This is a genomic window from Alcanivorax sp. IL2, assembly GCF_047495475.1.
Taxonomy (GTDB): domain Bacteria; phylum Pseudomonadota; class Gammaproteobacteria; order Pseudomonadales; family Alcanivoracaceae; genus Alcanivorax.
This window is the reverse complement of sequence record NZ_CP179932.1, coordinates 1,332,980-1,352,187: the sequence shown is the minus strand read 5'-3', so window position 1 is coordinate 1,352,187 and position 19,208 is coordinate 1,332,980. Positions and strand designations below refer to the sequence as shown.

Below are 19,208 nucleotides of genomic sequence, written 5' to 3'. Positions count from 1 at the left end.
CCTACAAATGCCGCCTCCTCATAACGTCCACAAACGTTCGAGCCGCGTTACCACTTTCAACTTTCCACTTGAAACCGCTTGAGCTGCCGCCTTACCTGATGATCCCCCAACACAAACAGGGACAGCGCCAGCACAATCACCCCGGCACCGATCAGCACCATACTGCCCAGGCTCTCGCCATTGAGCAGATTGCCCAGCGCCAGCGCCAACACGGGTGTAATCAGTGTGACCAACGCCACCGTGGCGGCAGGCAGCCGTGACAGGATCTGGAAATAACAATAAAAACCCAGCAGAGAGCCAAACACGGCCAGGTAGATAATGGCGGACAGCCCACGCAGGTCGCCGCTAAAGGCAAACGACTGGCCAGCAATGAGCATGGCCACTGCGTAGCACGGCAATGACAATATCAGGCCGCCGACGGTCTGTTGCATGGGCTGCAGACCGGCGCCCACCCGCTGCACGGCAATGCCGCCCCCGGCAAACAGGGTCACCGCAGACAACATCCACAACAGCCCGGTACCACGCTCACCCAGGTCCGCGCCGGCCAGCAGGCCCGCCAGGTTTTCGTCAAACACCAGCGCCAAGCCGAACAAACCCAGCAGGCAGGCGCTCCAGTGCCAGCCATTCAGTCGCACGCTGCCAGGCAAAGATTGCATCATCAGGCCGGAGAGTAATGGGGCCAGACCGAAAATCACCGAAATCAGACCGGAAGGCAGATGTGTGGCCGCCATGTAGCTACACGCCATGGCCCCAAAAATACCCGGCAAGGCAACGGTATAACTGAGCACAGCGCGACCATGCAGCGGCAGGCTCTGACGCTTCCAGCACAACCACAGCAAACCCAGCAGCGCAGCAATGGCCATACGCACGCCAGCTGCCGCCAGCGGTGCCATGGCATCACCACTCCATTTAATCCCCAACGGCGTGGTTGCCCACACCGCCACTACGATCAAATACGCTGCCAGGGTTGGCATGTCGTTCTCCTTGGTTGAGGAGCAAGTTGAAAGTTCAAAGTTGAAAGGCGCGGCAGGTGCTGGTGCCAACCGACAACCTCCTCAGCCGCGCCGCAAAGCGAGAAAACCATGCTCCACACTCTTTCCCTTTACGGCGGGGCTGAGGAGGTCAATGATTAGCAGCTGCCTTTCCCGCGCTTTTCAACTTTGAACTTTCAACTTGCAACTGATTAACGACCTGCCACCTTTCCAAAAACACAAAAAAGGCCGCAGGTCAGGGACACTGCGGCCTTTTTGCAGAACTGAAACTATCAGTCACACAGCCGCAATCCCTGCGCACGCCATTTGCGTGCACAGCGGTCTGCGACCAGCATGTGTAGTTTCAGTACGATAGAAAGCATGCGACCATTCTGTCCAAGATAACGAGAGCGCACAAGATGAAAATTTATCTGGTGGGTGGTGCCGTGCGGGATGCATTACTGGGACTGCCGGTGACAGAAAGAGACTGGGTCGTCGTCGGTGCCACACCCGACGAGATGCAGGCCAAAGGGTTTCGCCCGGTGGGACAGGATTTTCCCGTCTTTCTGCACCCGAAAACCCAGGAGGAATACGCCCTGGCCCGCACGGAACGCAAATCCGGTCACGGTTATGGCGGCTTTACCTTCCATGCCGCCCCCGATGTCAGCCTGGACGACGATCTGGTGCGCCGTGACCTGACCATCAACGCCATGGCCCAGGAGGAAGGCGGCCAGGTGTTTGATCCCTTCAACGGCCGGATTGACCTGAAGGCCCGCCTGCTTCGCCATGTCTCCCCCGCCTTTGCAGAAGACCCCTTGCGAGTATTACGGGTGGCGCGGTTTGCTGCCCGCTACCACTGGCTGGGTTTTCGGGTAGCCGATGACACCCTGGCACTCATGCGGCAGCTGGCTGACAGCGGCGAGCTGGATTATCTGGTGCCGGAACGGGTCTGGAAGGAAACCAGCCGGGCGCTGATGGAGCGCGATCCCCAGGTCTTCTTTCAGGTGTTGCATGCCTGTGGCGCCCTGCGGGTGTTGTTTCCGGAACTGGCTGCTCTGGATGGGGTTCCGCAACCGGAGCAGCACCATCCGGAGGTGGATACGCTGGTGCATCAATGGCTGTGTCTGGAACAGGCCAGTCGACTGAACCTGCCGTTGACGGCCCGTTACGCTGTGCTTTGTCATGATCTGGGTAAGGGCAAAACGCCCGAGGAAGAATGGCCCCGGCATATCGCCCACGAAATTCGTAGCGCCCGGCTGGCGAAAACCGTGTCAAAGCGCTGGCGCGTCCCCAAGGACGCCGCCACCCTGGCGGCCCTGGTGGCGGAATACCATACCCACTGCCACCGGGCCCTGGAGCTGAAACCCGCCACGGTCTGGAAGCTGCTGAAAACGCTGGACGTAATACGCCGACCTGAACGGCTGGAGGATTTTCTTCTCTCCTGCGAAGCCGATGCTCGCGGTCGTACCGGCCTGGAAGATCGCCCCTACCCTCAAGTGGATTACTTGCGTGGTACGGCGCAGGCTGCCAGCAATATTGATGTTGCCGCACTGCGCCAGAGCGGCATCGAAGGGCCGGCACTGGGCGAGGCCATTGAAAAAGCTCGCATTCATGCAATCTCGGAGTTTAAAAAAACATGGCAGACCCCGTCGCCCTGATTACCGGTAGCGCTCGCCGCATCGGCGCAGAAATCGTTCGCACCCTGCATGCCAATGGCATGCGGGTGATTATTCATTACCGCAACAGCGCACAAGAGGCTCTGGCTCTGGCGGACAGCCTCAATCGCTCGCGCCCGGATAGCGCGGCCACGCTTCAGGCGGATCTGGATCAACCCGACCAGGTGCGGCAACTGGCCCAGGATGCCCTGGCCTGCTTCGGCCGCATGGATCTGCTGGTCAACAATGCCTCCAGCTTCTATCCGACCCCCGTCGATCAGGCCGATGATGCCGACTGGGACAGGCTGGTTCACAGCAACCTGCGCGCTCCCTTTATTCTCAGCCAGACACTGGCCTACGCCCTGCGGCAGCAGCAGGGCAGCATTATCAATATTGTGGATGTCTACGCGGAAAAACCGCTACAAAACCATACCCTGTATTGCATGGCCAAGGCCGGACTGGCGATGATGACCCGCAGCCTGGCCCGCGAACTGGGGCCGGATATCCGCGTCAACGGCGTATCACCGGGTCCCATCCTGTGGCCGGAGGCCGGGCAGATGAATCAGCAAGAGATTCAGGATGCCACCGCACTGAAACGCTGCGGCACACCGCAGGATATTGCCCAGACCGTCTTGTGGCTGGGCACACAGGCGCCGTTTGTTACCGGCCAGATTTTGGCCGTGGACGGAGGGCGCTCTCTCACATTACAGGGAAGTTAAACGTGTTCGGGGGGACAGAATGAAAGGACTCATTACACTACTGGCATTGCTGCCACTGCTCGCCAGTGCCGAGGTGTACCGCTGGCAGGATGCCGACGGTAACTGGCACTTTGGCGATCAGCCGCCACAGGAACAGCACGAGAAACTGGATATCAAGGCGCCGCCCAAGATCGGCCAGGGCGAGCGGGTCCGCGAAATCAATCAACGCACCCTGCGACTACGCGAAAGCGAACAGGCCAGGGCGCAGGAACAGGCAGCCAGAGAGCAAAAACAACAAGATGCTCAGGACAAGAAATGCCGAAACGCCAGGGCAAAATTGAAGCGACTGCAGGGCCGTTTCGTCTACCGGGATGACGACGGCAATGTCACCCACCCCACCATGGATAAGGTAAAAGCCGACCAGGACGCCGTTCGCCAATGGATACAACAACACTGTACGCCCTGATCCGCAGCGGCCTCTGCCTGATCGCACTGGTGACATCACTGGCTGCCCATGGGGACATTTTTCAGTGGCGCGATGACAACGGCAAGCTGCACTTTGGTGATCGTCCGCCCGAGCAGGTGGACAGTAAAAAAATCACCCAAAGAACGTCCCCGCTCATGCAGGAACTGGAAATTACCGTACTGCGGCAGGACTTCACTCTGCCCGACGGAATCCATGACACCACCCTGCAGGCGATCCGCAACATCTACCGGCGTTACCGCAACGATTTCGGTCTCGACCTGCATGGCACCGCCCAGGTCAATCTGTATCTGTTCGAACAGCAGGCGGATTTCCGTCAATGGATGGTCGACCGCATCGGCTCCAGCAACGCCAATTACGCCGGCGTGTTTATCCCTTCCCGCAATGAAGTGGCCGTCTGGCGCTGGGGCGATGATCAGGACGTGGCCCAGACGATTCTCCACGAAAGCAGCCACGTACTCCTTTACCAACTGTCCCCGGCTTCACCGGTGTGGCTGCATGAGGGCCTGGCCCAGTATTTTCAGACTCTGCAAGTGCAACCCGATGGCCGCCTGAAAGTCAGTGCCCTGCCTGACGCCCAGGCACGCATCCGCCAATGGATGGATGAAGGGCGGCTGATCACCCTGCGACAGTATCTGTCCCTGGGTGATACCCAGTGGCGGCGCATGGCCCACGAACTCGATGCCATTCCCTACACCGTTGCCTGGGCGACGACGGCGTTTCTGATGTCCAAACCCGTGGGCCGCAGCACATTGCGCCAACTGCTTCAGGAACTGGAAAAAACCGACCGCCGCCCCACGTTGAGAAGGATAGACCAGATCTATCCGGGTGGGCTGACACGGCTGGAGTATGATTTTTTCCGCTGGGCGCAGAGTGACATGGCACCGCATTGGTATTGAATACAGCGGCAAGCTGTAGGAGTTCCTCTTGAGGGACGAATCCGAGCTTGAGCGAGGAAGCTAGCGCCACCTGATCACTCTTTCGACGCCTGGCACACCTGATCGCCCTCCGGGCGATTTCCTTGCTCCGCAAGGTTCGCACCTCAAGAGGTACTCCTACAGCGGCTTCGTAGAAATCGAGCGTAGCCCGTAGCTACGCTTCCAGCGCCACCACCCACAATGCCTGTCCGGCAAAATCCGACTCTTCCAGCAACTGCCGGTAAGGCTTGCCGATTTCCGGGTGAATTGCATCAGGAGCCAGATCCACCAGAGGCTTGAGAACAAAGGCGTGCTTGAGGATTTCGTCACGGGGCAGTTGTACCCCGTCGATATCGCCGGTGAGATCGTTGTAAGTGAGAATGTCGATATCCAGGGTCCGGCTGGAAAATTTCTTTTCCCCACGCACCCGACCATGGTCTTTTTCCATATCGCGCAAGACTGCGGCCAACTCACCCACGGACAAGGCAGTGTCGATTCCCACCACCAGGTTGTAGAAGGCATCGCCGGAAAAACCCACCGCTTCACTTTCGTACACCGGACTGACCGCCAACTCACCGAAGGCGGCAGCCAGTGCCTGCAGACCGGAACGGATATTGTGCTCCCGGTCGATATTGGAGCCCAGGCTAAGGTACACCCGGGCAGATTGATCCGTATTACCCATTGGGTTTTTGACCCCTTTCGATGATCACGCCCACATCCCGCGACCCACGCAGGGCGCCGGGCTTGCTGAGGCGCAGTTTCAGCCAGGGAACATTGAATTCACCAATCACCAGCTGAGCCACGTTTTCCGCCAGGGTTTCCACCAGCTGAAATTCACTGCCCTCGATAAACGCAATCACACGCTTGCCGATGGCCTTGTAGTCCAGCGCATCGTCGATGTGATCCGACGCCGCACCCTTGCGGATATCCGCCGCCATTTCCAGATCCAGGCTGACAGTCTGACGAATACGCCGCTCCCAGTCGAAAATCCCGATCACGGTATCCACTTTCAAATCATTGATATAAACAATGTCCATACTCGCCCTCTTGGCGCAGATTTCACGGGGAAGCGACTTAACATCTTCATAGATCCCTTTTGGGTAATCAGATGTTACGCTTGCAACGCAGGCAGGCGTGTCGCCATGTGTACAATTAACGCCTGCCAAGCATGCAGAATTCGCCACCCCGGCGATGTGAAGGGAGATTATAGCCGGTGCAAGCAGGGACATTACAGGATGTGTGGTATTGGCTGCTGCCATTGTGCGTGGCCGGCTATCTGATGGGCTCCATTTCCAGTGCGATTCTGGTGTGCCGGTTGTTCGGCTATCCGGACCCGCGCACCGAGGGCTCCAACAACCCGGGCGCCACCAATGTGCTGCGTATCGGCGGCAAGCCCGCTGCGGCGCTGACGCTGCTGGGCGACGTACTCAAAGGGGTGATCCCGGTAGTGATAGCCCACTACCTGGGCATGGGCCCGTTCGTGGCCGCACTGGTGGGCACCTTTGCCTTTCTCGGCCATCTGTTTCCGGTGTTTTTCCACTTCCAGGGCGGCAAGGGTGTAGCCACGGCCTTCGGTCTGTTGTTTGCCCTGCACTGGCCCAGCGGCCTGGTGGCGGGTGTCGTCTGGCTGCTGGTCTTCGCCCTCACCCGCATTTCTTCCCTGGCCTCGTTGAGCGCCTTCGTGGTCGCCCCGGCCTGCATCTTCGCCTGGCTGCCCCAGGCCTTCTGGCCCATGGTGGCACTGTCACTGGTCATGATCCTGCGCCATCGCAGCAACCTGCAAAAACTGCTGCGCGGGGAAGAACTGGGGTTCCGGAAGAAGGACTGAGCTGCAAGCCTCAAGCTACAAGCTACAACGCGACAGGCCCTGGTAATTTCTGAGACACGCTACCCGCGCACCACCCCAGGAGCGCGGGCAGAGCTTTTGAGAGCCAACCCGACTTAGTCCGCGCCTTGCAGCTTGCAGCTTGAAGCTTGCAGCTTCTCCAGCTCCGTCAGCGGCCAGCGCGGGCGAACCTTGATGGGCAACTCCGCGCGTTCCCCGGCCTGCAGGCGCAGAGCGCCAGCAAAGGCGATCATGGCGCCGTTGTCGGTGCAATACTGGGGCGCGGGGTAGAACACCTCGACGCCACGCTTGTTCATTTGCTCGGCCAGCTTGGCCCGCAAGGCACGGTTGGCACTGACACCACCGGCCATCACCAACCGCTTGTCCCCGGTCTGCTCCACCGCCCGACGACACTTGATGACCAGCGTATCCACCGACGCTTCTTGGAACGCCAGGGCGATATCTGCCTGGTCCTGCTCGCTGAGGGCGTCCTTGCCGCCCAGATCGTTGATGGTGTTGAGCGTAAAGGTCTTCAGACCGGAAAAGCTCATGTTCAGACCAGGGCGGTCCGTCATTGGCCGGGGGAAGCGGAACCGCCCCGGTGTCCCTTGCTCCGCCAGGGCGGCAATACGCGGGCCGCCAGGATAGCCCAGCCCCATCATCTTGGCGGCTTTGTCAAAGGCCTCACCAGCGGCGTCATCCACGGATTCACCGAGAATGGCGTAATCGCCCAGGGAGCGGGCTTCCAGCAACAGGGTATGGCCGCCACTGACCAGCAGGGCCACAAAGGGAAAGGCCGGCGCATTCGGCTCCAGCAGCGGTGCCAGCAGGTGGCCTTCCATATGGTGCACTTCCACGGCAGGGATCCCCCAACCAAAGGCCAGCGCCCGGGCCACGCCAGCTCCCACCAGCAGCGCCCCGGCCAAACCCGGGCCCGCGGTATAGGCAATGCCATCCAGCTGCTCCGCAGTGGTATCAGCCTCCGCCATCACCTGTTTCACAAGGGGCAGCACCCGCTGCACATGATCGCGGCTGGCCAGTTCCGGCACCACGCCGCCAAAGCGGGCATGCATCTCCACCTGACTGTACAGGGCCTGCCCCAGCAGACCGGCATCGGTGTCATAAATGGCAACCCCGGTCTCGTCACAGCTTGATTCAATACCCAATACACGCATGATGCTCACCCCTTGAAATACGGGCGCCATGATAGCGCCGGACGACCGGATTTGCATTTATTCCTAACTCAGGTAGAATCCCCGCCCTCGCCGCACCCGGGACCACCTGAGCCCGCGGCGAATCCATATAACCCAAAGACTTTTAGGAAGGTGATTCTTCATGCCTCAGGTGAAGGTGAAAGAAGGCGAACCGTTTGATGTGGCCCTGCGCCGTTTCAAGCGTGGCTGTGAAAAAGCGGGTGTTCTCTCTGAAGTGCGTCGTCGCGAGCAATATGAGAAGCCCACTCAAGAGCGTAAGCGCAAACGTGCCGCAGCCGTCAAGCGTCACCTTAAGAAACTGCAGCGTGAGCAGCTTGCACGCAAACGTCTCTACTAAGGTAGACGTCTGAATGAGTGCGCTCAAAGAGCAGCTCACTGCAGCCATGAAAGACGCCATGCGTGCCAAAGAAAAGGCACGTCTTGGCGTTTTTCGTATGGCGCTGTCAGCGATCAAGCAAATCGAAGTGGACGAGCGCATCGAGCCCGATGACGCCCGTGTACTGGCGTTGCTCGACAAGCTGATCAAGCAGCGCAAGGACTCTGCGACTCAATACCGCGATGCGAACCGCCCGGAACTGGCGGAAATCGAAGAAGCGGAAATCGTAGTACTCCAGGAATTTCTCCCCACCCAACTGAGCGACGCAGAAGTCGACGCTCTGATTGATGATGCCATCTCCCAGACCGGTGCCTCAGGCATGCAGGATATGGGCAAGGTAATGGGCATCCTCAAGCCGCAACTGCAGGGCCGTGCCGACATGGGCGCCGCCAGTGGCAAGGTTCGCGCCAAGCTGAACTGATCCCCACGGTCACCCAGCCTGACCGGTTTTATTCGACTCTTTTCCTCTCAATCCAAACTGACTTCGTACGGCGAACGGAACTACCGCCAGTTACCGCTTTCTGTTTGAATAGCCTCCCATCTGGCAGAATCTGACCCATGGCACGCATCCCGGAAAATTTCGTACAGGACCTGTTAGCCCGCACCGACCTGGTGGAGCTGATCGATTCCCGCGTGCCCCTGAAAAAAACCGGCCGCAACTACAGCGCCTGCTGCCCCTTCCATCAGGAAAAGACCCCGTCGTTCACGGTCGCCCCGGACAAGCAGTTCTATTACTGCTTTGGCTGCGGCGCTTCCGGCAATGCGGTGGGTTTCCTGATGGAATACGAGCACCAGAGCTTCCCGGAAGCGGTGAAACAGCTTGCTGGCCGCGCCGGCATGGAAGTCCCGGAAAGCCGCCCGGAAACCCCCGCCGACCGGCAGAAAAAAGACCGCCTGCAATCGCTCTACGACCTGCTCAGCCGGGCCGAAAAATTCTACTGCCAGCAATTGCGCCAGGCACCGGAACGACAAAAAGCCGTCACCTATCTCAAAGGGCGGGGACTCAGCGGGGAGATTGCCAAACGCTTCGGGGTCGGTTTTGCGCCACCGGGTTACGACAACCTGATTGGCGGTTTGTCGCTCACCGAAGCCGGCCTGGAGCAAGCCCTGACTGCCGGTCTGCTGGTGCGCCGTGAAGATACCGGGCGCACCTATGACAAGTTTCGCGACCGCATTATCTTTCCGATCCGCGACACCCGCGGGCGCACTATCGGCTTTGGTGGACGGGTGCTCGGCGACGGCAAACCCAAATACCTGAACAGCCCGGAAACCCCGGTCTTCCACAAGGGCCAGGAGCTCTACGGTCTGTGGGAATGGCGTCAGAGCCGCGACCGCAGCGACCGGCTCTACGTGGTGGAGGGCTACATGGACGTGATCGCCCTGGCCCAGCACGGGGTACCCAATGTGGTCGCCACCCTGGGCACTTCCACCAGCGAAGATCACGCCCGCAAGCTGTTTCGCCAGGTCAACGAAGTCGTGCTCTGCTTTGACGGCGACAAGGCCGGGGTCCGCGCTGCCTGGCGCGCCCTGGAATCGCTACTGCCCGCGCTGGACGACGGCAAACAGGTGCGCTTCCTGTTCCTGCCGGACGGCGAAGACCCGGATACCCTGGTCCGACAACAGGGCCCGGAAGCCCTGCGGGCGCTCACGGAAAAGGCCGACGCGCTCTCCACCTACCTGTTCCGACATCTGTCCGAAGGCCTGGATCTGGCCACGGTGGATGGCCGTGCCCGTCTGGCCCGACTGGCTCTGCCCTATCTGGACAAGCCTGCCGGCCCGGTCTACCGGGCACTGCTTACCCAGGAACTATCGCAGCTGACTCGTCTGGACAAGGAATCGCTGACGCAATTGAAGCCGGCACCCAAACCGGCCCAGGCGCCCGCCGCCCCTTCCCGGCCCGAGCCGGAACCGCATGACGATTTCATGCCCATGGATGGCGGCGAATCAATGCCACCACCGGACGACTACTACCCGGCAGACAACCACTACTCGCCACGGCCTCCCAGCCGCCCCGCCCGTTATCAGGATGGCAGTCGCAAGGGCCCCATGACCCTGCCGGAACGGCTGGTATTGGTACTGCTGGATTACCCGGAGCTGGTGGAAGCGCACCCTCTTCCCGACGGCGTGGAGCTACTGCCCCTGCCCCACATCGACCTGCTGATACAGGTAGCCGGCCTGTGCCGACAGAATCATGGGCCCGCCGCCCTGCTGGGCGCGCTGATGGCACTGGAACAGGGCGAAACCCTGTCCCGTCTGCTCAAGGCCAGCCTCAAACCACCCATGCAGAAAGAGATGGCAGCCCGCCTGTGGCAGGATGCCCTGTCCCAACTGGAAGTGGCCCGCCTGGAAGCCGCCCTTCACGAAATCGAGCAGGCCGGCATCCCCGATACCGCCCAGTGGCAGGAGCTGCACAGAGCCCTGGCCGAAGCTCGCCAGCATGCGCGCCAGCCCCTCAACTAGAAAAAACACATAAACATATGATTTTCATAGAGAAACAACACTAGCAACAATTCACTGCCATCAGGCCCGTAGTCTTGCATTTACTGGCCGAAATCCCCATATACCGGTATAATACGCCGTTTTCCCACGCCACAATCCGCTAGTCAGCCACGGCAAGCTAGCACGACGTTACGGGCTTTATTGCATGACGACTCAAAAGCAGCAGCAACAATCCCAGCTGAAGCAGTTGATCGCGCTCGGCAAGGAACAGGGTTACCTGACCTACGCCGAAGTGAATGACCACTTGCCGGAGTCCATTACCGACACCGATCAGGTGGAAGACATCATTCAGATGATCAACGACATGGGCATCACCGTGGTGGAAAAAGCCGCCGATGCCGATCAGTTGATGATCGAGGAAAGTGCCGACAGCACCGACGAAGTTGCCGCCGAAGAAGCTGCCGCTGTTCTCGCCTCTGTAGAGAGCGAGCCCGGCCGCACCACCGACCCTGTGCGCATGTACATGCGCGAAATGGGCACGGTGGAACTGCTGACCCGTGAAGGCGAAATCGAGATCGCCAAGCGTATCGAGGAAGGCACCCGTGAAGTCCTGCACGCCCTGGCTTTCTGGCCCGGCGCCGTGGACATGCTGATCGACGAATATGCCCGCGTGGAAAACGAAGAGCGCAAGCTCACCGACATCATCGCCGGTTACCTTGATCCCAATGATGACGGCGCCGCCGCCACCAATGCCAACAAGGAACCGACCTTCGCAGAAAAGGCCAAGAAAGCCGCTGAAGCGAAAGAGAAAGCAAAAGAAAACGGCGATGACGACGACGCTGACAAAAAAGACGGCGACGATGACGATGACGATGAAGACGAAGGCGGCCTGGATCCGGTACTGGCAGCAGAGCGCTTTGCCGAGCTGAAAAAACTGCATGAGAAAGCCGAGCGCGCCCTCAAGCGCAACGGTCGCGACCATGCCAGCTCCGCCAAAGCCCTGGAAGCCCTGGCCGAACACTTCACCCTGTTCAAGTTGGTTCCGCGCATCTATGACGAAATGCTGGTCGGCGCGCGCAACAACCTGGACCTGGTGCGTAAATTCGAGCGCCAGATCATGACCTCCGCCATCCGCCGTGGCGGCATGGATCGTCGCGATTTCATCAAGCTGTTCCCCGGCAATGAAACCAACATGGGCTGGGTCGATCAGCAGCTGAAAACCAAAAAGGGCAAGACCATTGCCGACAAGCTGAGTGTCGTAAAAGAAGACATCCAGCGCGCCCAGCGCAAGATCACCACCGTCGAAGAAATCATTGGTCTGCCCGTTGGCGACATCAAGGAAATCAACCGCCGCATTTCCATCGGTGAAGCCAAGGCTCGCCGTGCCAAGAAGGAAATGGTGGAAGCCAACCTGCGTCTGGTAATTTCCATCGCCAAGAAATACACCAACCGCGGCCTGCAGTTCCTCGATCTGATTCAGGAAGGCAACATCGGCCTGATGAAAGCCGTGGACAAGTTCGAATACCGTCGTGGCTACAAGTTCTCCACCTATGCCACCTGGTGGATTCGTCAGGCCATTACCCGCTCTATCGCCGACCAGGCGCGCACCATCCGGATTCCGGTGCACATGATAGAGACGATCAACAAAATCAACCGGGTACAGCGCCAGATGCTGCAGGAAATGGGCCGCGAACCGACCCCGGAAGAACTGGGCGTGCGCCTGGAAATGCCAGAAGACAAGGTCCGCAAGGTACTGAAGATCGCCAAAGAGCCGATCTCCATGGAAACCCCCATCGGCGACGATGAAGATTCCAGCCTGGGCGACTTTATCGAGGACGGCAACATGGAGTCCCCGGTGGATTCCGCCACGTCCCTGGGTCTGGAAGAAGCCACCCGCGAAGTCCTGGCCAACCTGACCGCCCGTGAAGCCAAGGTCCTGCGCATGCGTTTCGGTATCGACATGAACACTGACCACACCCTTGAGGAAGTGGGCAAGCAGTTCGACGTGACCCGCGAGCGTATCCGTCAGATAGAAGCCAAGGCGCTGCGCAAGCTGCGCCACCCCAGCCGCAGCGAACACCTGCGCAGCTTCCTGGATGGCGACCTTTAACGCTTGAAAAAAATTGCCGGCCCCCGAATAATCGGCGGCCGGCATTTTATTGTCCTTCCGTTTTTCGGGCCTATAGCTCAGCTGGTTAGAGCAGTCGACTCATAATCGATTGGTCCCAGGTTCAAGTCCTGGTGGGCCCACCATTTCCCTCGTTATTCCTCTCATCTACACCTGGCGACGCTTAACGACAGCCACTTAATGGCAGTCTGGCGCGGCCCATGGATCCGCTTTACCCTGCAGGAAAGTTGTTCTCAGACAGCACTCGGAGCCACCGTGGACGGCAAAAAAATCTCACTAAAATCCTGGGATGCCATCAAGCATGAGCTGAAGCGCCAGGGCAAAACAGATGCGTTGCGGGAGCTCGAAAGCGCCCTCGAACAAGACCAGAAAATCCGAGCTCTGAAACTGGCCAGGGCCCATGGGCTCCTGCTGGAGCCTTGACGCCTGGTTTGCATCCCCCTGCCCTGCTGATGAGCTATCACCGCACTGAATTCAGTGAGCGCTCGTTTCTTTTCCACGGAATTTCGATACGCTGGTTACTACCGTCAACACCAGAGCACCCGCAACAACTCCGCCCACCAGATTGATCAGCAGCGGCACCAGCCAGGACACAGCGCCGGCCATTTCCTGCAAAGAGTGAATACAGTCATGGGAGCCGGGGATACCATGCACCAGAATTCCGCCACCCACCAGGAACATGGCGGCGGTACCCACCACAGACAGAGTCTTCATCAGCCACGGCGCCACCGTCAGAATCGCTTGCCCAAAGGCAATACGGGCCCCTGCAGCGGTGCTGTCCGCAGGCGTCTGCATCAGGTTCTGACCCGCATCGTCCAGCTTCACGATACCTGCTACCAGCGAGTACACGCCCACCGTCATCAATACGGCAATGGCGCAGATAGCCGCCACCTGTACGCCAAAAGTGGCGCTTTGCACCGCCCCCAGGGAAATCACGATGATTTCCGCGGAGAGAATAAAATCCGTGCGGATCGCCCCCTTGATCTTGCTCTTCTCGAATGCCACCAGATCCACGTTCTCATCACTGACTGCCTGAAGGCGCTGCTGGTGCTCTGCCTCCTTCGCATCCCGGCCATGCAGAAATTTGTGAAGCAGTTTTTCACAGCCCTCATAACAGAGGTAGGCGCCACCGACCATTAGCAGCGGTGTAATCAGCCAGGGCAAAAACACACTGATCAGCAAGGCGGCCGGCACCAGAATCAGCTTGTTGACGAATGACCCCTTGGCCACCGCCCAGACCACCGGCAGCTCCCGCTCCGCCCTGACGCCGGACACCTGCTGCGCATTCAGCGCCAGATCATCCCCCAGCACACCGGCGGTTTTCTTTGCTGCCACCTTGGTCATTACCGATACATCATCGAGAATGGTGGCAATATCATCGAGCAATGCCAGCAAGCTGGTTCCGGCCATGAAACTCTCCTTTGAATAATCACTATGCCTGGGTGCGCATCCAACGCTGATTCTACCGGCACTTATCGTCCGACGCACCGCGAACTCGCCCCCTCTTTTGCCGCGAGTTTGCTATAGTGCAGCCAAAGCCATCGACAGCCCAGAAACCATGCCGGACTATCAGCGCCCACAGTGTCTTACCAATATCCATCGCGAGGAAATTGCCGATGGGCTGGTTCGTGTCGGCTGCCACTACCATATCGAAAAATTGCTCGACGACAGTTTTTTGCGGGCCGATATCCCGTTGCCCTCCTCGCTGACCTCATCGGTCAACAAACGCAAAACCGAATACCTGGCCGGGCGCTGGTGTGCACGGGAAGCGCTACGCATTCTGGGTTTCGAGGGGATTCCGGGCATGGGTGCCGATAGAGCGCCGCTGTGGCCCGACGGCACCGTGGGCAGCATTACCCACAGCAAGGGCTCTGCAGAGGTGATGGTGGCCGACGCCCGGCACTGGCTGGCGGTGGGCCTGGACACCGAGCAGTGGCTAACCGCAGAGCGGGCAGACCGGCTGTGCCGTGAATTGCTGACCGGAGAAGAAAGGGAACACCTGAAAGGACTCAGCCCGATACAACGGGCCAATCGCATCACCCTGATCTTTTCTGCCAAAGAGAGCCTGTTCAAGGCACTCTACCCTCTGACCGGCAAACGTTTTTATTTCCATGATGCCGCCCGTCGCAACCCGCGCTCACTCACCTTGCTGACGACGCTGACAGAGCAGTGGAAACACGGTACCGAGGTACCCTTTCGCTGGCGAGAACGCCAACAGGGCGTACTCAGCTGGATTGCCTTGCCACGCTAAGCGGGCATTGCCTTTACGGCCGCCCGGACACACCACAGTCGTGATAGCCTCGTCGCTTATGCCTCATTGTTAACGGCATGCGCTTCTCACAACGAGGCGGCAGTTACATTATGGCTGACTGCCTTTATTCGCAATACTGGCCAGGTTGGCGGCGATTTTGGGGCGGTGACTGGTGGAGGCGCTACTGGCCTCCTCAAACAGGGCACGAGCCCGCACCTGATCGCCATTAAGCAGCGCCACATAACCGGCATTGCTCAGGGCTTCCGCCCGATTCTGGGAACGCTGCCACGTCGCCACGGCACGCTCATAGTGGCCTTGCCGGGCCTGGGCGATAGCCAGGTTGTGGCTCATGCGCTGCTCCCGGGGGTAGCGTGCCACCGCCCGCTGCAGCAAGGTTTCTGCGTCGCGATACTGGCCCGCCATGATCAGGGAATAGCCGGCATTGTTAATCACCATGGGGCGATCCCCGCCGGCATCCAGCGCCATGCCATACCAGCGGGCGGCAGACTGATAGGAGCCGATCATGTCGTCGGCAATCCCAAGGCCATTGAGGGTACGCCAGCGTAACGGATCATTGCGGTGAGCGATCTGCAACTGACGGCGGGCACTCTCCCACTCTCCCCGGGCCAGCAAGGCAAGCCCCCTGCCCTCCTGGGCCTCCACCAACGTCGGCGCCTCCTCAAGAATCAACTCGTAGGCTTTGAGGGCGGGTTCACTGCGGCCGCTATCCAGGCTTAACCGGGCAATGGCAAGCTTGGCCCGTATCGCCCAGTCATCCTCACGCTCGGTCAGCGGCACGTAATTAGCCATCGCTTCAGGAAAATCCCCTTTGGCACGGGCGGACTCCCCCTGGGCGAATTGTTCATCCGGGCTGAGAATCTCATCAGCCTGGTCGTCCAGGCTGGAAGAGGTCGCGCAGGCACTCAACCAGCCTGCCACCAGAAGTATTAGTAGTGCTTTCATGGTCAGCCCCCTTACATGCGGTCGAGAAAACCGGTGTAGATATGGATGGCCGCCGGGCCCAGGATCACCAGGAACAGGGCGGGAAAGATAAACAGTAGAATCGGTATGGCCAGCTTGACGGGTAACTTGGCCGCTTTCTCGCGGGCGGTCTGGATGCGGATATCCCGCATTTCATCCGCATGCTCACGTAACGCATCCGCGATGCTTGTACCAAAATGCTCGGCCTGTATGAGGATGGATACCAGGGCCTGCATCTCCTCCAGATCGGTTCGCTCGGCCAGGGCTTTCAACGCCTCATTACGGGGCTTGCCGGCGCGAATCTCCAACGTCACCAGTAACAACTCATCACTCATGTCACGTGAGGCAAAATGAAATTCATCCCCGACACGCTTGATCGCCGCATCCAGACTCAGGCCCGCTTCCACGCACACCACCAGCAGATCGAGCACATCCGGGAACACTTCCGCCAGATGCTGCCGCCTGGCTTCTTCCTTGTGCCGCAACACCAGGTTGGGAATAAAAAAACCAATCAGGGCCGATATGACCAGCGCAGCCACCGCCCAGTGTCGCTGGGTCACCAGGGTTGGATACATCAATAATGGCGTGATAGTCAGTACCGGCAGCAACACCGCGAGAAAAAACTTGGCAAGATAATAGATCCCCATGGCCTGGGCGCTGCGGTAACCGGCGCGAACCAGACGGGCACGAATCCGGGACTGCTTCCACTTGTCGTCCGGCACCACCAGGCGCGCCATCGGCTGTAGCCATTTAACCGTGAATGGGCCCTCTTCCGTGGCTTTTCCATGCCCTCTTTCATCAGAAGCAAGCCCCTGAATTTCACGCAAACGCCGGTCGAAGGTGGCGTTACCACTGAACAACCAGTTACCGACTGACGCCACGATGATGACCGTCAACAGAAACAGGGACCCCATTATCAGGACTGACAAGCTAATTCCTTCCAGCATGACATCTCTCCTTGATCAGACCCTGAAGTTGATCATTCGGTGAATGACAATGTACCCCAGCAGCATCAGCCCCAGTTGAGCACCGATCACGATGTAACCCATGGTGGTTTCCACCAGCGTGTAAAGATACGTAGGGTTCAATAGCAACAGCGCCCCGGCTACCACAAACGGCAAGGCAATAAGGATATTGGCAGAAAACTTCATTTCTGCAGCAAGCACTCGAATCTCCCGGAAGGTTCTTGCCCGCGAGCGCATCACCGCAGAAAGGCGGTTAAGGACCTCGGCCAGATTGCCACCGGTGGATTTCTGAATCAGCACCGCGGTGATGAAGTAACGCATTTCCTCACTACTGCTTCGCTGGGCCAGATGACGCAGGGTGTCTTCCAGGTCCATACCGAAGTTCAACTCATCAAAGGTGGTGGCAAACTCGGGGGCAATCGGTTCTGCCATTTCCCTGCTGGCCTGCTTGATGGCCGCAGAGAACGGATTCCCGGCTCGCATGCTGCGGGCAAGAAAATCCATGGCCTCCGGTAATTGTTCCGAAATCTTACGGGCCCGCTCCCGCTTCTTCGCCTTTACATAAGCATAGGGAACATAGAATCCCAGTAGCATGGCAATCGGCAATGCCAGGAACCAGAACACCTTGAGAAGAAGCCAGAGAATCAGAAAAGTCAGCACAAACAGGGAAAGCTGAATCAACAGATAGCGTGAGACCGTGAGATCCACCCCGGATTGAACCAGCATTCGATCCAGGGAATGTGAACGGGGAAACATGGCCAGAATCCGGTTTAACGCCGGCACCTCACTGAACGTTCGCCGGCGCAACAGAGACAACGCCTCTTCATTACTGAGCCCGGAAGCCGAAAGGTTACGAAGCCGCTTGCTCACCGCCTGGGTGCGTTCCACATTCATGGAACGGTAAAGCATGTAGAAGCCTTCAATCAGCCCCACCACAGCCAGAAACGCAATCAGCGATATGATGATAGTGATTTCATTGATAATCATGGCCGCCCCCTATTCGTAAACACGATCAGGATCGAAAACACCTTCATCAAGCGCAACACCACGCTCCTTGATCCGCTGCATCATCATGGGGCGAATGCCCGTAGCCCGGAACTCCCCCTGGACTTTGCCGTTCTCATCCACCCCCAATCGTTTGAACTGGAAAATCTCCTGCATGTTCACCACATTCTGCTCCATGCCGGTAATTTCCTGGACGCTGATCACCGCGCGCCGACCATCAGAAAGCCGCTCGGTCTGCACAATAAGGTCCAGGGCGGCAGCGATCTGCTGGCGGATGACATTGGGAGAAATGGAGACGCCCGCCATGCCGATCATGTGCTCCAGACGAGAAATGCCATCGCGGGCCGAATTGGCGTGAATAGTAGAGAGTGAGCCGTCATGACCAGTGTTCATGGCCTGCAACATATCCAGCGCTTCCTCGCCGCGCACCTCACCGACCACAATCCGATCGGGGCGCATTCTCAAGGCATTCCTCACCAGATCGCGAGCAACAACCGCCCCTTTTCCTTCAATATTGGCCGGGCGCGTTTCCAGTCTTCCCACATGGGGCTGTTGGAGCTGCAGTTCGGCTGAATCCTCGATGGTCAGGATTCGTTCATTGGCAGGGATAAAACCGGACACCACATTCAGCAGCGTGGTTTTCCCGGAGCCAGTACCCCCGGAAATAAGGATGTTGGTTCTCGCCTTGACCGCGGCTTTCAGGAACTCGGCAATAGGCTGGGTAATCGATCGAAAATTCATCAAGTCAGTGACCGTTAACGGGTCTGCCGCGAATTTACGAATAGACAGCAGGGGCCCATCCACCGCCAGCGGCGGAATGATGGCATTGACCCGCGAGCCATCCATCAGGCGGGCATCCACCATGGGGCTGGATTCATCCACCCGGCGCCCGACTGCACCGGCAATTTTCTGGATGATTCGCATCAAGTGATCATTGTTCTGAAAACGGATGTTGACCTTTTCCAGCACACCATGGCGCTCTATATAACAGGTGTCAGCGGTGTTGATCAGGATATCGGAGATAGACGGGTCACGAAGTAGAGGCTCAAGCGGCCCCATACCCAGCACTTCGTTTTCCACGTTTTCGATCAGTACGCTCTGTTCATGCTCATTGAGCACAAACCCGTTTTCATCAATCAGATCACGCAGGGCAAGCCGGATCTGGTTTCGCACCAGCTTGTCCTCCATCTTTTCCATCTGACGGAGATCCAGGCGTTCCATCAACAGTGAGTGCACCTTCTTCTGCACTGCACTGAAATCCATCTCATCAATCCCTCTTTCACTGGCAAACATGGTGAA

General features: G+C 58.7%; 20 protein-coding genes and 1 tRNA gene. 12 read left to right on the top strand and 9 right to left on the bottom strand.

Going from position 1 to position 19,208, the window contains the following annotated elements; translation table 11 throughout:
* Window positions 1-56: 56 nt before the first annotated feature.
* Window positions 57-974: a DMT family transporter gene (locus tag ACMG4N_RS06315; RefSeq protein ID WP_297770160.1), complete on the bottom strand. Its 918-nt coding sequence runs from the start codon at window positions 972-974 to the stop codon at window positions 57-59.
* Window positions 975-1,390: 416 nt separating this feature from the next.
* Between ACMG4N_RS06315 and ACMG4N_RS06310 the strand changes: the two genes are divergently transcribed.
* From ACMG4N_RS06310 to ACMG4N_RS06295, 4 genes are read left to right on the top strand one after another with little or no spacing between them, the layout of a single operon-like run.
* A complete protein-coding gene (locus tag ACMG4N_RS06310; protein WP_297770154.1) occupies window positions 1,391-2,629 on the top strand; it encodes a multifunctional CCA addition/repair protein in 1,239 nt (412 codons plus the stop codon).
* Window positions 2,608-3,345 (top strand): pteridine reductase, encoded by a 738-nt coding sequence (locus ACMG4N_RS06305; protein WP_297770151.1) that lies wholly within the window; start codon window positions 2,608-2,610, stop codon window positions 3,343-3,345. The genes ACMG4N_RS06310 and ACMG4N_RS06305 overlap by 22 nt, the downstream gene beginning before the upstream one ends.
* A 19-nt stretch (window positions 3,346-3,364) precedes the next feature.
* Window positions 3,365-3,790, top strand: coding sequence for a DUF4124 domain-containing protein (locus ACMG4N_RS06300; RefSeq protein ID WP_297770148.1), 426 nt, complete (start codon window positions 3,365-3,367; stop codon window positions 3,788-3,790).
* Entirely contained in the window at window positions 3,763-4,707 is a 945-nt protein-coding gene (locus ACMG4N_RS06295) for a DUF4124 domain-containing protein (protein WP_297770145.1), read from the top strand. The genes ACMG4N_RS06300 and ACMG4N_RS06295 overlap by 28 nt, the downstream gene beginning before the upstream one ends.
* A 193-nt stretch (window positions 4,708-4,900) precedes the next feature.
* Here ACMG4N_RS06295 and folK read toward each other — a convergent pair whose 3' ends face one another.
* Both folK and folB read right to left on the bottom strand, forming a co-directional pair.
* Window positions 4,901-5,407, bottom strand: coding sequence for a 2-amino-4-hydroxy-6-hydroxymethyldihydropteridine diphosphokinase (gene folK / locus ACMG4N_RS06290; RefSeq protein ID WP_297770142.1), 507 nt, complete (start codon window positions 5,405-5,407; stop codon window positions 4,901-4,903).
* Entirely contained in the window at window positions 5,400-5,762 is a 363-nt protein-coding gene (gene folB, locus ACMG4N_RS06285; protein ID WP_035244902.1) for a dihydroneopterin aldolase, read from the bottom strand. Before folB ends, folK begins: the two co-directional genes overlap by 8 nt.
* Before the next feature lie 176 nt (window positions 5,763-5,938).
* Here folB and plsY point away from each other — a divergent pair, with 176 nt between their 5' ends.
* On the top strand, window positions 5,939-6,553 hold the full coding sequence (plsY, locus tag ACMG4N_RS06280; RefSeq protein WP_297770136.1) for a glycerol-3-phosphate 1-O-acyltransferase PlsY: 615 nt from the start codon (window positions 5,939-5,941) through the stop codon (window positions 6,551-6,553).
* A 113-nt stretch (window positions 6,554-6,666) separates the two neighbouring features.
* On the opposite strand, the gene tsaD is transcribed toward plsY, so the two are convergent.
* On the bottom strand, window positions 6,667-7,725 hold the full coding sequence (tsaD, locus tag ACMG4N_RS06275) for a tRNA (adenosine(37)-N6)-threonylcarbamoyltransferase complex transferase subunit TsaD (RefSeq protein ID WP_297770833.1): 1,059 nt from the start codon (window positions 7,723-7,725) through the stop codon (window positions 6,667-6,669).
* A gap of 160 nt (window positions 7,726-7,885) precedes the next feature.
* On the opposite strand from tsaD, the gene rpsU reads away from it, so the two are divergent.
* From rpsU to ACMG4N_RS06245, 6 genes are all read left to right on the top strand, one after another.
* A complete protein-coding gene (rpsU, locus tag ACMG4N_RS06270; protein ID WP_035244904.1) occupies window positions 7,886-8,101 on the top strand; it encodes a 30S ribosomal protein S21 in 216 nt (71 codons plus the stop codon).
* Between the two features lie 13 nt (window positions 8,102-8,114).
* Window positions 8,115-8,561, top strand: coding sequence for a GatB/YqeY domain-containing protein (locus ACMG4N_RS06265; protein ID WP_297770133.1), 447 nt, complete (start codon window positions 8,115-8,117; stop codon window positions 8,559-8,561).
* Between the two features lie 137 nt (window positions 8,562-8,698).
* On the top strand, window positions 8,699-10,600 hold the full coding sequence (dnaG, locus tag ACMG4N_RS06260; protein WP_297770131.1) for a DNA primase: 1,902 nt from the start codon (window positions 8,699-8,701) through the stop codon (window positions 10,598-10,600).
* A 184-nt stretch (window positions 10,601-10,784) separates the two neighbouring features.
* Entirely contained in the window at window positions 10,785-12,689 is a 1,905-nt protein-coding gene (gene rpoD, locus ACMG4N_RS06255; protein WP_297770128.1) for an RNA polymerase sigma factor RpoD, read from the top strand.
* Between the two features lie 66 nt (window positions 12,690-12,755).
* Window positions 12,756-12,832 (top strand) — tRNA-Ile (locus tag ACMG4N_RS06250).
* Between the two features lie 130 nt (window positions 12,833-12,962).
* The gene (locus ACMG4N_RS06245) at window positions 12,963-13,130 is read left to right on the top strand and encodes a hypothetical protein (RefSeq protein WP_297770124.1); all 168 of its coding nucleotides are present in this window, start codon (window positions 12,963-12,965) and stop codon (window positions 13,128-13,130) included.
* A 51-nt stretch (window positions 13,131-13,181) separates the two neighbouring features.
* Here the strand turns inward: ACMG4N_RS06245 and ACMG4N_RS06240 are convergent, their stop codons facing one another.
* Window positions 13,182-14,117, bottom strand: coding sequence for a DUF808 domain-containing protein (locus ACMG4N_RS06240; protein ID WP_414433121.1), 936 nt, complete (start codon window positions 14,115-14,117; stop codon window positions 13,182-13,184).
* Between the two features lie 148 nt (window positions 14,118-14,265).
* Here ACMG4N_RS06240 and ACMG4N_RS06235 point away from each other — a divergent pair, with 148 nt between their 5' ends.
* A complete protein-coding gene (locus ACMG4N_RS06235) occupies window positions 14,266-14,958 on the top strand; it encodes a 4'-phosphopantetheinyl transferase family protein (RefSeq protein ID WP_297770119.1) in 693 nt (230 codons plus the stop codon).
* A gap of 108 nt (window positions 14,959-15,066) precedes the next feature.
* Here the strand turns inward: ACMG4N_RS06235 and ACMG4N_RS06230 are convergent, their stop codons facing one another.
* The 4 genes from ACMG4N_RS06230 to ACMG4N_RS06215 are packed head-to-tail and all read right to left on the bottom strand — an operon-like array spanning window position 15,067 to window position 19,202.
* A complete protein-coding gene (locus ACMG4N_RS06230; protein ID WP_414433120.1) occupies window positions 15,067-15,921 on the bottom strand; it encodes a tetratricopeptide repeat protein in 855 nt (284 codons plus the stop codon).
* An 11-nt stretch (window positions 15,922-15,932) separates the two neighbouring features.
* Entirely contained in the window at window positions 15,933-16,886 is a 954-nt protein-coding gene (locus ACMG4N_RS06225; protein ID WP_414433119.1) for a type II secretion system F family protein, read from the bottom strand.
* Between the two features lie 15 nt (window positions 16,887-16,901).
* Window positions 16,902-17,891, bottom strand: coding sequence for a type II secretion system F family protein (locus ACMG4N_RS06220; RefSeq protein WP_290510988.1), 990 nt, complete (start codon window positions 17,889-17,891; stop codon window positions 16,902-16,904).
* A 9-nt stretch (window positions 17,892-17,900) separates the two neighbouring features.
* Window positions 17,901-19,202: a CpaF family protein gene (locus tag ACMG4N_RS06215; protein WP_414433118.1), complete on the bottom strand. Its 1,302-nt coding sequence runs from the start codon at window positions 19,200-19,202 to the stop codon at window positions 17,901-17,903.
* Between the last annotated feature and the right edge of the window lie 6 nt (window positions 19,203-19,208).

Excerpts from the sequence above, each read along its gene's own strand:
- ACMG4N_RS06220 (WP_290510988.1), bottom strand. The coding sequence starts at position 17,891 with ATGATTATCAATGAAATCACTATCATCATATCGCTGATTGCGTTTCTG.
- ACMG4N_RS06230 (WP_414433120.1), bottom strand. The coding sequence starts at position 15,921 with ATGAAAGCACTACTAATACTTCTGGTGGCAGGCTGGTTGAGTGCCTGC.
- ACMG4N_RS06305 (WP_297770151.1), top strand. The coding sequence starts at position 2,608 with ATGGCAGACCCCGTCGCCCTGATTACCGGTAGCGCTCGCCGCATCGGC.
- ACMG4N_RS06265 (WP_297770133.1), top strand. The coding sequence starts at position 8,115 with ATGAGTGCGCTCAAAGAGCAGCTCACTGCAGCCATGAAAGACGCCATG.
- ACMG4N_RS06315 (WP_297770160.1), bottom strand. The coding sequence starts at position 974 with ATGCCAACCCTGGCAGCGTATTTGATCGTAGTGGCGGTGTGGGCAACC.
- ACMG4N_RS06300 (WP_297770148.1), top strand. The coding sequence starts at position 3,365 with ATGAAAGGACTCATTACACTACTGGCATTGCTGCCACTGCTCGCCAGT.
- ACMG4N_RS06215 (WP_414433118.1), bottom strand. The coding sequence starts at position 19,202 with ATGTTTGCCAGTGAAAGAGGGATTGATGAGATGGATTTCAGTGCAGTG.
- dnaG (WP_297770131.1), top strand. The coding sequence starts at position 8,699 with ATGGCACGCATCCCGGAAAATTTCGTACAGGACCTGTTAGCCCGCACC.
- ACMG4N_RS06240 (WP_414433121.1), bottom strand. The coding sequence starts at position 14,117 with ATGGCCGGAACCAGCTTGCTGGCATTGCTCGATGATATTGCCACCATT.
- rpsU (WP_035244904.1), top strand. The coding sequence starts at position 7,886 with ATGCCTCAGGTGAAGGTGAAAGAAGGCGAACCGTTTGATGTGGCCCTG.
- tsaD (WP_297770833.1), bottom strand. The coding sequence starts at position 7,725 with ATGCGTGTATTGGGTATTGAATCAAGCTGTGACGAGACCGGGGTTGCC.
- folB (WP_035244902.1), bottom strand. The coding sequence starts at position 5,762 with ATGGACATTGTTTATATCAATGATTTGAAAGTGGATACCGTGATCGGG.
- rpoD (WP_297770128.1), top strand. The coding sequence starts at position 10,785 with ATGACGACTCAAAAGCAGCAGCAACAATCCCAGCTGAAGCAGTTGATC.
- folK (WP_297770142.1), bottom strand. The coding sequence starts at position 5,407 with ATGGGTAATACGGATCAATCTGCCCGGGTGTACCTTAGCCTGGGCTCC.
- ACMG4N_RS06235 (WP_297770119.1), top strand. The coding sequence starts at position 14,266 with ATGCCGGACTATCAGCGCCCACAGTGTCTTACCAATATCCATCGCGAG.
- ACMG4N_RS06310 (WP_297770154.1), top strand. The coding sequence starts at position 1,391 with ATGAAAATTTATCTGGTGGGTGGTGCCGTGCGGGATGCATTACTGGGA.
- ACMG4N_RS06225 (WP_414433119.1), bottom strand. The coding sequence starts at position 16,886 with ATGCTGGAAGGAATTAGCTTGTCAGTCCTGATAATGGGGTCCCTGTTT.
- ACMG4N_RS06295 (WP_297770145.1), top strand. The coding sequence starts at position 3,763 with ATGGATACAACAACACTGTACGCCCTGATCCGCAGCGGCCTCTGCCTG.